Here is a 12,863-nt window from a genome sequence, read left to right as displayed (position 1 = left end):
TATTACTGTTAGAATCGATCTTACATTTTTTATTTTGTTATATTACACCTAAACAATTCAGAAATTTGTCACATATATGTCACAAACCTAAAACCTATTTCGACATACAGGTATATTTTACTTGTCATATACTTACTGATAATTAATTCGCATGTTATAAAAGGTGACAAATATGAATATAGGAGAAATCAAATATGACTAATCTTATAATTTTAAAAGAAGAATATTATTTTCCTTTTCAACCCGAGCTCCAAATGAGTACCCAATCTTATAAGGAATTAAAACCTATCGATTGTTCAATTAGTAAAGATATTGCTTTATTTTATCAATTTAAGACTAACAAAGATTCACTTACTTCTCTTTCGCTTATTCCTGATGGTTGCTTTGATATACTATTTTGCTGCAGCTCAAAGAGTCCTTCTGCTTTTCTTTGGACCAGCCCGTTTCAACGACGGAAGCAGCCGCATTTTCAAAATGACTGTGAATATTTTGGAGTTAGATTTTTTCCGGAGCAAGGAGTAATAAAGTTGAACTACTCAATGAGAGAGCTTTTGGATAAGCAAATTCCATTACTTGATGTAATGTCTGCAGATTTATCTATTATAGAGGAAATAGCAGGCGGGAGGTCTTTTGATGAAAGAATTGAACTATTTAAGCAGTTTATAAAAAGGACTAATTTTGATATAAATTATGATCAAAAGATTGTTGACTATGCTATCCAGAAAATGTACCTAGCTAAAGGCATGTTAAATATTAACCAATTATCAAAGCAGATTGGATACTCGGAGCAATATATACGCAGAAAGTTTGAGGAGTATATCGGATTTTCACCAAAACAATTTTGTCAAATTATTAGATTTCAAAATTCTTTAGACGGATTACTTCGAACGGATAGCTCTGACTTATTAGATATCATTCATGAAAATGGTTATTATGATCAAGCTCATTTTATTAGAGGATTTAAACAAATGACGAATTTAACACCTAAACAATATAAAGAAAACTTTGTCCGGAATCTCGGGGTTCCGATGTGAGTGAAACAGAATTCCAACCGCTTGTCTAATGACATGCGTTTTTTTCTTGATAGCTAATTCTGACATTAAATGATTAATGATTCTTAGCTATCAAGATAAAGATATGTATCCAGCATTAGGAGGAGTTTTCAGACTGTAAAAAATAAAAAACGCCAACTTGAAAACAATCTAATTCCAAGAGGCGAGCATTCCGATAACTCCTAAGTGAATACAGGAGACCGCTTTAATTCTAAAAAAGACTACACATTAAAATTTCTATTTCATTTCAACAAAATACGATCTATCTTCGTTTCAGCCAACCTAATTCCTCTGAGACTTCTTCAGCTGCTCTTTGTGTAAAATCTATAATGTCTTTTATTTGATTTTCTGTAAATCTTGTGTCTGAACTAACTACACTTATAGAAGCAACCACCCTATCCTCCCAAGAAAAAATTGGAGCGGCTATATTCATAGTTCCTTCTGTTATTTCCCCAAATGATATAGCAATCCCGCATTTCTGAATAACTATTAAGTCTTCTTCCAGCTTTTTTAAATCTTTGATATTACCTTTTTCTATAAGGTTTTTTATAATTCGTCGCTTTGCTCCTATATCCATATAAGCTAAAATCACTTTTTTAGAAGCTCCAACACATAAAGGGACTCTCATACCAATTGGATAGGCATCTTTTAGGGGCTGTTGGGAATTAATACAATCAATAAATACCCCTTCATCACCTTCCGGGATTGTTAAATAAACACTTTTTTTTGTTTTACTCTCTAGTTTTTTCATAACCGGAAGCGCGCTATTCCGAACTGATAAGTTATCTCTGATAGAGAGTCCTAACTGCAGTAAGGTCAATCCTAGCCGGAATTTTTTTGTTTCTTTATTTTTAAATACAAATCCGTATTCTTCAAGAGATGAAAGCAGTCTGTGTACGGTTTGGACAGGAATATTAAGTTCTCGGCTGATCTCTGTTGCGCTCCACTCTTCCTTTTCTTCATTTGGCTTAATGGCAGTTAACAGTGTAATAGACTTCCGAATCACCTCCGACAAGCTTCCCTCTCCTTTCTTTAATAGTCCAAGTTCATCGTGGTGCTATCCTATAATAAAATACTGATTTTGCCACTAAGTAAAATTTACTATGAATTTTTCTTCTTAAGAATAAATGTTTTTTGCGTTTTCGCATTGTAAAAAACGAAACTATGTAAAGGGTACATTTCATCGGTGAGAGTTTTCAACGTACAGTATACGCTGGTGAAGATACGATGTGTTAGTTTATATAACATAAAATCCGCCTATATCCCAATAATTAAGAAACACAGGTGGGTTTTTCTGGATTTTTATGTAAGTATATGGGTGTACTAACCTAATAAAGTTAGATAACATCCTATTTTTTCAGGAGGATAAAAGCATGAAACAAAAGGATTCTATTCTTATAAACCAAGAAAAAGTTCCAGGTGCCCCTTTAATAGACCGTTTTCCATTTCCTTTTAAAGGGGACTCGTATCGTTATTCCAATAATTCTGAGGCGCTTGACCCACCAGTTCTGCTTGATATTACACCTGAATATATTGAGGAAATTGAACAAAGACGAAGGCTATTGAAAATTAGGGGGAAACAATGCTATCAATCCTTCTCGCATTCTCTTGAAGCCCAATGGGAAATTTTAGAGATGATTATAAATGAGATGTCCTCATTATATCCGGATTATTTTAGTGTAAAGAAAAATAGGGATCACTGGATATTCTTTAATCATTTATTAGGAGAAGAACAATCGTTTGTTTTTGGTGATTCTTCAAGTTTGCCCTATGAACCATTAGATTTTATTGGTCGACATATTCAGGAGGATTTAGTTTATATTGCACAAAGAGATGGAGATCTTTATATGGATGCTGGGCAGCTGTGCTTTCCCGCTAACTGGTCAATTGCTTTTAATCTTGGGATGACTTATACAGAATTTCACTCACCTGTTCCTCATTTTTCGGACAGCGGCTTAGCTGAAAGAGTGCGTAATTTCCTTTTGAGGATGGAGGCTGGAAAGCCCTGGACGCGTTTGAACTGGACGTTAACAGTTGAACCGATTCTTGATACGTTTCCTGAAACGTTCGATGACTGGGGAGCAAAAAAAGAAAATATTACCCCTGATAATGCTGGAGAACTGATTTATTTGAGGGTAGAGGATCAGAGGCTATTTCGCCTTCCGCGCAGCAATGGCATCCTGTTCAGTATTCATACCCATTTAATTTCCCTTGATGAACTAAGGAAAAATGAAGAATGGATAAGTCGATTTTACCAGGTGTTAATCGATTTACCGGATTATATTGCTCAATATAAAGGTTTTATTTCTTATAAACATAGAATTATCAGTTATTTAGAAACAATCATAGAAACCAAGGGGGTGTGATAAAGTGAGTACGATCAAATGCTTGTTAATTCGTGAAGAAAAACTATTTGAAAACGTTTATATGGCAGAAATAAAGGTAGTAGACGGCTTTTTTCCTCAAATGGCTGGTGTTATTGAAAAAATTCAGTGTAAGGATGGTCTTTTTCCATTTCCTATTCATTATGTGGAGATTTGTAAGAGCGAAGGAATATATCGCCTTTTTTTTCATATTTCAAATGGCAAGGAAAATGAATATTTGCAGTTAGTGGGTTATCTTCGCAACCAACTTGCTGAGTTGGAAGCTTCAGATTATCCACTTTCCCAAATGCAATCTAACTCTAAGAAAGTGTTGCTGCTTATCGATGAATCAGCTATTTTCGAAAGTTTGGCTATGATTCATCTTCTATCCTTAAATGAGGTAGAAACATATCTTTATGTAAAAGCAGGGCGAGAGCAGGAGGAAACAATGAGTTATCTTCAAGGCCTCCTGCCAAACCGTATTCGTTGTATGTCGTCTTTTTCTTCCCAGGAAATCTCCTCAATTTTTGATAAGCAAGTAATGGGTACGAAGCTTTTCATTTCCGGCATGTGGCCTATGATTAGTGAAGTGAAGGAAAGAGCTTACGCTGCAGGTTTTACCGATGAGGAAATTCAATACAAAGGAATAGGGTGCAAAAGTGAGACAGTATTTTGTGTGAAGTGTTATCACCTAAATAGAAAGAAAAACGAATATGAGCTAACATGTGAACGCTGCAACACAATTCTCGACGTTTCTGCTCATTTTTCAAGAAGGCTTAATGCATATCTTGGTTATATTAAAGTTGTATAAAGAGAAAGGAAATGCAGGAAAGGGAGGGAGATACATGACAGTTCGTACAATTGAAGTTGTTGTAGAAGAAATTAAATATGAATCTCCAGCGGTTAAAAGTTTTAAGCTGGTGACGGCAAACGGTTCTTCGCTGCCGCGTTTTAGCGGCGGATCCCATATTACGACATATGTACAGACTGAACAAGGGCTAATTGAACGTCCCTATTCACTAACAACAGGTCCTGATATAAAAGATTACTATCAAATTGCTATTCGCCGTAGTGAACATTCAAAGGGAGGATCTGTTTATTGGCATAATCATATAAAAATAGGGGATAAACTTGAGATCAGCTATCCCAAAAACCATTTTCCTCTTAGTTTCAGAGCGAAACATCATGTATTTTTTGCTGCTGGTATCGGAATTACTCCTTTTCTTGCAATGGCGGCAGACCTAAAAAGGAGAGGGAAATCCTTTGAATTGCATTATGCGGCTCCCTCAAAGGAATTGTGTGCCTTTCATGACTTTCTCGTCTCTACTTATCCAGATGAAACACATTTTTATTTCTCGAAAGAAAAGCGAAAAATGACAACAGATTTAATGGAAAATCAACCAATTGGGACACATGTCTATTTTTGTGGCTCTGAAGCTATGATGAGGGAATATGCCGAGGCTGCAAAAGCATACGGTTACCCCGAAAAAAGTATCCACTTTGAGCTCTTTACCCCTCCTGATTTTGGTCCAACACAAGCTTTTTCGGTAAGGCTAAATAAAAGTGATAAAGAGCTTGAGGTGCCGGAAGGGGAAAGTTTGCTTGAAACTCTGTTAAAACATAATATCCAAGCACCGTATTCCTGTAAAATGGGTGGATGCGGAAGCTGCCAAATCGATGTGTTAGAAGGAGAAATTGATCATAGAGATTTCTTCCTTTCCGATACTGAGAAAAAAGAAGGTAATGTCATGTTAACATGTGTTTCGAGAGCAAAAGATGATTATCTTGTTTTGGACTTGTAGTGATAGAAGGAGCACATAAACAGAGAAAGGAGTTATCAAAACATGCACACTACGAAGGTTATGAGCACTGGGGATTTCGATTTTATGATTAATGATGCAGAGTGTTCTCTTGAGGATGTATTCCCAGGCTTCAATGAGCATGATCGACTGGGTATTGTTGTAAGGCAACCTGGTGGAAGCACTGGTGCAAGTGCGCTGCTTATGGCAGCAATCACGAAATTCTATGATTTTTATCGTCCGCAGCTAGGAAATGAATCTGGAAAACTGCGAATCTACCCGGAATTCTTTATCTTTCATGTGGGAAGAAAGCATATGGACCATTATTGGATGGATGTATGGACACCGAACAAGGAGGTCATTGTGGAGGATGATCCTGAGCAAATTCTAGAGGCAATAAACGACCGTGGTATAACTCGTTTGCTCGTTGAAGACATTGCACCATTACCCGCAACATTTTTACAAGAGACAATCAGCAGTGCTGCAAACCGAATTATTAGCGCTCTGGCTTACTCTCCAACAGGACGAGTTCATAATCATGATGTGAGCATTACGAGCTGCTCAGCTGCAGAGCGGTTTGTCTTTGCATCGTTTAAAAGATGGAGAGAGCCTTCACAAAATACATATGAGCTGTTTCAGCGGGAACGAGAGGCCTTGGTGGTTTCTAATGGTCGTGTAGTAGAAACTTATCGTCGAATTGAGACAGCTGACGCTATTTATATGCTCACTCATTCCGTTGGTCCAGGTCCTACTACAAGGCATTATATTTCTATGCTATGAGAATCATCTTCTAGTGCTCATGTAGTTAATGGAAGTTCTATGAATTTTTTCTTGTTTTAGAATGGTATAAATTTCCGTATGAAAGCGAGTTCGATACAGTTGAAAATTTGGGGAATAAAGTGCAACTACGCCTCTGTCTGCGCCTAACGGCTCGCTAATCGCTAACCAAGCGCTTCTAAAAAGGCCTTGGTCTTTTTGGCGTGCCTCTAAATCCAGTTTTCATGGATTCATCCACTTCCAATGTACGTTGGAGAACCAAAATGGTAATGAAGTTCCTGTTTAACATTTTCAATAGCAACATTTCTTGCAGTTTGATCCCCTCACATTTATTTGTTGTAAGTTTTTGTTACATAAAATTCAGTTTAATCTCAATATTCAGGAAAATTCGGTTTGTTTATGAGCCGATTTGTGTGAATATAAGGCTGTGCCACAAATACATTGCTAGATTTGTTATTATTCATGACATTGAAGAGAGGGTTTATGGTAAGCAAGAGTGGTTGGACAATAAAAGAAAGACAAAAAAACGATGGGGTGGAAAAATGAGTGAGAAAACATTAACAACAGCGGAATTCAATTATTTAAGCCAAGGGCCGGGGGTTCAATTAATTAAGTCAGGTACTTATGCAAAGAAAGAGCTGAATGAATTATTAGGAATCCCGGCATTAAAAAGCCAAATTATTGATGTACCAGTTTGTTCAAAAGAAAATGCACTATCACTAGGTTATTTCTCTATGCAGCCATCGGAAGATTTTGAATTCACCTATACATATTTAGAGGTAAAGGTGATCTTAAAAGGTAAGATTGTGGTGCGTGATGACCAGGGGAAAAAGTATGTGGCAGAAGCTGGGGATGTTTTAATCTTTACTCCTGAGACAACGGTCATTTTTGACAAGGAAAGTGACGGAGAAGCTATTTATACGGGCCATCGATTGCCTGAGCCTGCCTTTATGTAACATACAATAGCATGATTAGGCTTAGCCAAGCTTAGAAATTTTTATGGAAAGGTTTATAAGGGGGAGGGGAGAAGGATTTGTTTATATTTATTCCCTGACCCTCCTCCATATATATCAAACTTGTTAAGGAGTGAAGAAACATGGCAATCAATAGCACAGTGTTAGAGGACGGAATCATGCAAATTCCCAGCTGGTGGAGATGTCCGACAGGGTATGAAAAATTGCTCGAAAAGGCACATGAGCTTGGGAGGAATGAGTTGCTTCCCCGTGCTTTCAGCTCTGATAAGGAGGGCCGTTATCCTCGTGAAAGTTTAAAGGCAATTGCTGAAGCTGGGTTTGGTGCCGTTACTATTTCGATTGAGGATGGCGGCCTTGGAGCAGGACTTACTGGATTTGCCGTGTTGGCGGAAAGCTTCGCACATTACTGCGCTTCATCCACTATGTGTTGGATTATGCATACAGCGGCAGTACAAACGCTTTACTCAGCTGGGTCCGATGAACAGCGCCGGCGTTACATTCCCGGTGTAATTAAAGGAGAAATTGGCGCATTGGCTTTTAGCGAACCTGCAACTGGGAGTCATTTTTGGAATGTCGTTAGTTCAGCCCCTCGAGTTGGAGAAGGGTACTTATTAAATGCAGAAAAGTCATTTGTTACAAGTGCCGGCGAAGCTGACTGGTATGTTGTCTGCACAAATTACCCGGACAGTATCAAATCCGATAAATTAATGTTTTTATTGGTGGATAAGGATCAGAATGGGATTGAATATTTTCCATTCTCAGCTATGGGGCTGCGTGGGAATTCCAGTGGCCCGATGAAATTTAAGGATGTTTTGGTACCAGTCAACAATCGTCTCGGCAGTGAAGGAGGAATGAACTATTTTAATGATAATGTAGTAGATCCATTGTTCTTATTAGGGACTTCTGCCTGTTGGATTGGCATTGCTCAAGGGGCGCTAAATGCTGCAATTGATAGTGCAAAGAAAAAGGTTCACCAGGATACAGGAAAATCCGTTGCTGGCTATCAAGTTATTCGCCATGAACTGGCAAAAGCCCAAATCTTGATTGATGGTGCAAGAAGTATGATGTATCGTACGGCTGAAGCTATGGATCAATGTATAGAAAGCAAGCAAGCATTATCTGCATGTCTTTATCCGCTTTGGGAACTGAAAACCCATGCTGCTGATATTGTCATTCAAGTAACAAATCAGGCATTGCAAGTTTCGGGCGGAAGAGGCTATTTGACAGGACAGGTGGAGAAATATTTGTGTGACGGTCGTGCAGGGGCATTAATGGGACCTACAAATGAAATCTTACGTGAATGGATTGGTCGTACGTTAGTTGAAGTTCCGTGGTTTGAATAGGGCTATGAAATGTAAGTAACTTCTGATGTGGTGAGGGAAAGCTGTCAATAACCAAATTTTATTGTATATGGGGGGATTATAGTATGGGATATTTATTTAAAAGAAGAATTCCTCGATTAGTAATATCCACAGTATGCCTTTTATTAGCTTTTCCACTATCCGCATTTGCACAAGGAAACACGCCTGAAATCGACACGGGTGATACAGCATGGATTTTAGCTGCAACTGCTATTGTATTGTTTATGCACGTACCCGGCCTCGCCCTTTTCTATGGGGGGCTAGTTAGTCAAAAGAACGTAGTGTCTACAATGATGCATAGTTTTGCTAGTCTTTTAGTTGTAAGTGTGGTCTGGGTTCTGTGGGGATATAGTCTTAGCTATGGAACGGATATCGGGGGTGTCATAGGGGGGCTTGATTATCTTGGCTTTAAAGGAGTTGGGGGAGAAGCGACGTTCGGGACATTAACGATTCCGCACTATCTCTACGCTATCTTCCAGACTACATTCGCTGCCATTACAGTTGCTATTGTTTCGGGCGGAATTGCCGGTCGAATTGCATTTCCGGCCTGGATCATGTTTTCGGCTCTATGGTCCTCCCTTGTGTATGCTCCACTGGCTCACTGGGTCTGGGGAGGCGGGTGGCTCTCCCGTATAGGGGAGCTGGACTTTGCAGGAGGAACTGTTGTTCACGTTCTTGCTGGAGTTAGTGCTCTGGTGGCAGCATTGATTATTGGTCCTAGGCACGAGAAACATGAAAATACCCCGCATAATCTTGTTTTGTTTCTAATTGGCGCCGCTACTCTTTGGTTTGGATGGTTGGCATTTAATGGCGGCAGTGCGCTTGCTGCTGGAGGATTAGCGTCACTTGCTTTTGCTAATACACATGTGGCTGCGGCTGCAGGTGGTTTAGGTTGGCTCTTTATTGAGTGGAAAATCCGAAAACGGCCGACATTGGTCGGGACAGCGACAGGTGCGATAGCAGGTCTTGTTGGTATTACTCCTGCAGCAGGATTTGTGACGACACCCTCAGCTCTAATCATAGGAATTACTACTGCCCCTGTTTGTTATCTTGCTATACATTTTCTTAAGGAGCGCTTTAAATATGATGATACACTGGATGCTTTTGGTGTTCATGGTATTGGCGGTATATGGGGAGCCATTGCTACTGGTATTTTTGCAACAAAAGATGTGAACCCAGCTGGAAACGATGGATTACTTTACGGCAATCCAGAGCAGCTCCTTCCTCAGATGATGGGAGTAGGAGTAACAGTAGTGTTAGCTGTCGCAGGAACATTTGTTGTTTTAAAAGTCATTAGTTTGTTTACTCCATTACGTGTGAGCAAGGAAGATGAATTGATAGGTTTGGATTTAAGCTTTCACGAAGAACTTGCATATGCAAATACTGATCCATCGTATGATAAAAATTCACAGAGTATAAATCCAACCAAAAATGCAGGTTCATTTTCAAATCACTCATTAGAGAGCTAGAGTAAATAATCTAGAGTTAAGTTAGCTTATGATATAAAGGGGTTTTATTGTTTTATACCTAATAAAATATCATTTCAAATAGTCAATAAATGATTTAATTTCGTTTTGGGCAGACTCCGTCTTTTGATGGATTTGCTTTTTTTATTTTAAATATGCGGCTTCAATAGATTTAATTCTTATCCAACTGTAAGCAATGATAGTATTACGGATAAAAGACTTGAAGGGGTGATCTAGATGCGAGTACATACCGAGCGAGTTTTACAACTCTCTGCATCAGTACTGACTATTGGAGCGCTTGATGGTGTTCACCTTGGGCATCAGACCTTGATTTTTCGTGCAAAGCAGCGCGCAAAGGAACTTGGGGTTCCATTAGTGGTGTATACTTTTGACCCGCCGCCGCGAGTGTATTTTAAGAATACTATGCTGTTGACGCCGCTAACAGAGAAGATCAAAAGGCTTGAATTTCTTGGAGTAGACCATGTGATTGTAGCACGCTTCGACGCTGATTATGTTGCAAGAGGAGCGAGTTCATTTATTGATGAACTTATAGATTTAAATCCTTTAGAGATTTGGGCAGGTCCAGATTTTCAATTTGGAAAAAATAAAGAAGGAAACGTCAGCACTTTGCGTCAACATTTTACTGTACATGTTTTAGGTTCAATTTGCTGTAGTTTAGGAGAAATCATTTCTTCAAGTCGAATTCGTACCCTTATGATGCAAGACAGGTTACAGCAAGCCGAACAGCTTTTGGGCTGGAAACATGTATTTCATGATAGTAAGGGAGACAAATATGTAACCAATAAATAAAAACCCGTCAAGTTTCACTTGACGAGCCTGTTGCTGTTATTTTAAAAAGGCGCTTAGCATCCAGACATGCTTTTCTAATACAGTATGAATTGCTAAAAACATGTCCGCAGTTGTTTCGTCTCCCGCTTCTGCTGCGATATTCATTCCTTCTTTCAACTCGGAAATTATCACAGAATAGTCATTTACAAGAATGTGAACCATTTCTTCCGCCGTTTCATTGCTTGTACTTTCTTTAATAGTAGCAGTCTCTAAGTATTCCTTCATTGTTGCGAGCGGCTGTCCCTTTAGTGCTAAAATACGCTCAGCCAGTTCATCAATATAGTTGGAAGCTTCTGTATACAGTTCTTCAAACTTTGTATGCAGTGTAAAGAATTGCGGCCCTTTCACATACCAATGAAAATTATGAAGCTTTACGTATAACACATTCCAGTTAGCTACTTGCTTGTTCAGCGTATTCACTACATTTACTCTGTTATCCATTATTATCAACACCTCACCTTAATTAAAATTATTATCATTTAATAATTAATTTAATTATAACATCCTTTTGAAAAAACGCAAGCAATCCAGTCAGACTGTAACCAAGTTTTAAGAACTTTAGTATTTCCCTTAAACAAAGATCATGCTAAAAGATGAATCGAAGTTTGTTACAGCTATCGAGTTAACAGTTGATGGCGTTTGGATTAGTAACTGAATCATGAGAGCGGCTGGCGAAAACCAGATCGTTGTCAAAGAGAAGAAGAAATTACTTAAGATAAAATAAGCTTGGCTGCCGCAGCCAAGCTTATCTTTCTTAAAAAATTAACATAGTATGTAAACAGAACCTTTAGTTTAACGGAATTCCGAAAGAAGTCCCCTTCCTCAAGCATGATCGTGGTAGGTGGGGGAGGTTCATAAACAAGCATTCAATGAACTCTTTATCAGCGAATTTGTTTTTATCTGATTTTTTTGTTTTGTCAGCTCACCTCGAATCGTTTCGGTCTGAAAACCACCTTTTATTTTTTTAGAGATTTCAACCAATAATTCGATATCAGAAAAGGAATATTTACGAGTACCTGAGGATGTGCGTTCTGGGAAAATCAATTCTTTCTTTTCATAATAGCGAATTTGTCTCTCAGATAAGCCTGTCAATTCAGTTACAATTCCCATTTTCATGACTTTTTTATTTCGGTAGAAAGATTGATTTTCCAATATAAACTCCTCCCGTTGTATATAAAGAATGTAAAGAGGGTGAGATAAAAATCACTTTGAGTATCTCAAGATATGAGATATAATAATAGCCCTGCTTATTTGGAAGGAACTTGAAGTTTTGTAAATGAAAATATACTAAATCAGAGTGCAGCGGAAGACTGATACTGATACAGTTCCTCAGCAAATAAACGAAGTTCTTGCTCATCGTTCACAAAAAGCACGTCATCCTTTCTTACGTAACATAGGAGAAGGATAACGTGCTTTGGAGTTTGAGGAAAAAATCCTGCTTAACTTGATGGATATAGGGCGTGCCTGCTAAACAGCTTATTTGCAGCGGCCTTTGGCATCCGTTTCATATTTACACTTTAAGAAAGTATAAATTTCCGGCTAGAAGCACATTCGGCGCAGCAGGAAATTTTAGGGAAAAAGTGTGAGTGCAACTACGCCTCTGTCTTCTCTTAACGGCTCGCCAATCGGCGAGTTTTCTTTATGGGAATCTTCATGCTGCAAGCTTATTCGAGATTAGCGTGCCTGCTGAACATAGCAGTAGAGTCTAATCCTTTTTTCTCCATAAACCTCAATATAACAGCATCGTAAAATAACAAGAGAGTTTGCTCGAATAAGGATGCCATCGGCTGTATGGTCTTGTATTGGGCGGCTTCTTTATCTTTAGGTGAGCCCGGCAGTTTCACTACGATGTCTGCCAGTTTTCCGATGGTTGATTCAGGGGAGATGGTTACAACAGCCAGAGTCGCACCTATGCTTTTAGCTTTTTGGGCCATAGATACCAGACTTTTTGTTTCCCCTGAACCAGATGCAATAATGAAAATGTCATTCTTCTCTAAGTTGGGAGTAACAGTTTCGCCTACTACATAAGGATCTAAGCCCATATGCATCATTCGCATCGCAAACGACTTAGACATAAATCCAGATCGCCCCGCACCAGCTACAAAGATCTTCTTTGCTTCAAGAATCCCATTTACTAGTTCCTCAGCTTCTCCAGCTGCTATTAATTCAACTGTTTGGTGCAACTCTTTTGTAATTTCAGTTAAATATTGAGTAGTTTGCAT

13 protein-coding genes are annotated in these 12,863 nt (G+C 38.6%); 9 read left to right on the top strand and 4 right to left on the bottom strand.

All coding sequences use genetic code 11. The features are described 5' to 3' along the window. Positions 1–194 precede the first annotated feature (194 nt). Positions 195–1,034, top strand: coding sequence for a helix-turn-helix domain-containing protein (locus AC6HZ4_RS23185; RefSeq protein WP_497492193.1), 840 nt, complete (start codon positions 195–197; stop codon positions 1,032–1,034). A gap of 280 nt (positions 1,035–1,314) precedes the next feature. Here the strand turns inward: AC6HZ4_RS23185 and AC6HZ4_RS23180 are convergent, their stop codons facing one another. Then, a complete protein-coding gene (locus tag AC6HZ4_RS23180; RefSeq protein WP_497495820.1) occupies positions 1,315–2,058 on the bottom strand; it encodes an IclR family transcriptional regulator in 744 nt (247 codons plus the stop codon). A 367-nt stretch (positions 2,059–2,425) separates the two neighbouring features. Between AC6HZ4_RS23180 and AC6HZ4_RS23175 the strand changes: the two genes are divergently transcribed. The 8 genes from AC6HZ4_RS23175 to AC6HZ4_RS23140 all read left to right on the top strand — a co-directional run bounded on the left by AC6HZ4_RS23175 (position 2,426) and on the right by AC6HZ4_RS23140 (position 10,602). Further along, a complete protein-coding gene (locus tag AC6HZ4_RS23175) occupies positions 2,426–3,418 on the top strand; it encodes a heme-dependent oxidative N-demethylase family protein (RefSeq protein ID WP_497492192.1) in 993 nt (330 codons plus the stop codon). A 4-nt stretch (positions 3,419–3,422) separates the two neighbouring features. Further along, entirely contained in the window at positions 3,423–4,226 is an 804-nt protein-coding gene (locus tag AC6HZ4_RS23170; protein WP_497492191.1) for a dimethylamine monooxygenase subunit DmmA family protein, read from the top strand. 34 nt (positions 4,227–4,260) lie between these two features. Further along, positions 4,261–5,217: a PDR/VanB family oxidoreductase gene (locus AC6HZ4_RS23165; protein WP_497492190.1), complete on the top strand. Its 957-nt coding sequence runs from the start codon at positions 4,261–4,263 to the stop codon at positions 5,215–5,217. Between the two features lie 42 nt (positions 5,218–5,259). Then, positions 5,260–5,994, top strand: a complete 735-nt coding sequence (locus tag AC6HZ4_RS23160; protein ID WP_497492188.1) for a hypothetical protein — start codon at positions 5,260–5,262, stop codon at positions 5,992–5,994. Between the two features lie 539 nt (positions 5,995–6,533). Then, positions 6,534–6,947, top strand: coding sequence for a cupin domain-containing protein (locus AC6HZ4_RS23155; RefSeq protein ID WP_497492187.1), 414 nt, complete (start codon positions 6,534–6,536; stop codon positions 6,945–6,947). Between the two features lie 140 nt (positions 6,948–7,087). Next, on the top strand, positions 7,088–8,308 hold the full coding sequence (locus AC6HZ4_RS23150) for an acyl-CoA dehydrogenase family protein (protein WP_497492185.1): 1,221 nt from the start codon (positions 7,088–7,090) through the stop codon (positions 8,306–8,308). Between the two features lie 188 nt (positions 8,309–8,496). Further along, a complete protein-coding gene (locus AC6HZ4_RS23145) occupies positions 8,497–9,795 on the top strand; it encodes an ammonium transporter (RefSeq protein WP_497495819.1) in 1,299 nt (432 codons plus the stop codon). A gap of 234 nt (positions 9,796–10,029) precedes the next feature. Next, on the top strand, positions 10,030–10,602 hold the full coding sequence (locus tag AC6HZ4_RS23140) for an FAD synthetase (protein ID WP_497492184.1): 573 nt from the start codon (positions 10,030–10,032) through the stop codon (positions 10,600–10,602). 36 nt (positions 10,603–10,638) lie between these two features. Here the strand turns inward: AC6HZ4_RS23140 and AC6HZ4_RS23135 are convergent, their stop codons facing one another. The 3 genes from AC6HZ4_RS23135 to hxlB form a co-directional block, all read right to left on the bottom strand. Next, positions 10,639–11,082 carry a Dps family protein gene (locus tag AC6HZ4_RS23135; protein ID WP_497492183.1) on the bottom strand — a complete coding sequence of 148 codons (444 nt, stop codon included), beginning with the start codon at positions 11,080–11,082 and terminating at the stop codon, positions 10,639–10,641. 411 nt (positions 11,083–11,493) lie between these two features. Further along, positions 11,494–11,796 carry a MerR family transcriptional regulator gene (locus AC6HZ4_RS23130; protein ID WP_497495818.1) on the bottom strand — a complete coding sequence of 101 codons (303 nt, stop codon included), beginning with the start codon at positions 11,794–11,796 and terminating at the stop codon, positions 11,494–11,496. A gap of 509 nt (positions 11,797–12,305) precedes the next feature. After that, complete coding sequence (gene hxlB / locus AC6HZ4_RS23125) at positions 12,306–12,863, bottom strand: 6-phospho-3-hexuloisomerase (protein WP_497492182.1); 558 nt, start codon at positions 12,861–12,863, stop codon at positions 12,306–12,308.

The organism is Ectobacillus sp. OTK, from assembly GCF_059698935.1.
This window is presented reverse-complemented; position numbering and strand designations above follow the sequence as displayed.

Excerpts from the sequence above, each read along its gene's own strand:
- AC6HZ4_RS23185 (WP_497492193.1), top strand. The coding sequence starts at position 195 with ATGACTAATCTTATAATTTTAAAAGAAGAATATTATTTTCCTTTTCAA.
- AC6HZ4_RS23175 (WP_497492192.1), top strand. The coding sequence starts at position 2,426 with ATGAAACAAAAGGATTCTATTCTTATAAACCAAGAAAAAGTTCCAGGT.
- AC6HZ4_RS23165 (WP_497492190.1), top strand. The coding sequence starts at position 4,261 with ATGACAGTTCGTACAATTGAAGTTGTTGTAGAAGAAATTAAATATGAA.
- AC6HZ4_RS23160 (WP_497492188.1), top strand. The coding sequence starts at position 5,260 with ATGCACACTACGAAGGTTATGAGCACTGGGGATTTCGATTTTATGATT.
- AC6HZ4_RS23155 (WP_497492187.1), top strand. The coding sequence starts at position 6,534 with ATGAGTGAGAAAACATTAACAACAGCGGAATTCAATTATTTAAGCCAA.
- AC6HZ4_RS23150 (WP_497492185.1), top strand. The coding sequence starts at position 7,088 with ATGGCAATCAATAGCACAGTGTTAGAGGACGGAATCATGCAAATTCCC.
- AC6HZ4_RS23140 (WP_497492184.1), top strand. The coding sequence starts at position 10,030 with ATGCGAGTACATACCGAGCGAGTTTTACAACTCTCTGCATCAGTACTG.
- AC6HZ4_RS23135 (WP_497492183.1), bottom strand. The coding sequence starts at position 11,082 with ATGGATAACAGAGTAAATGTAGTGAATACGCTGAACAAGCAAGTAGCT.
- hxlB (WP_497492182.1), bottom strand. The coding sequence starts at position 12,863 with ATGCAAACTACTCAATATTTAACTGAAATTACAAAAGAGTTGCACCAA.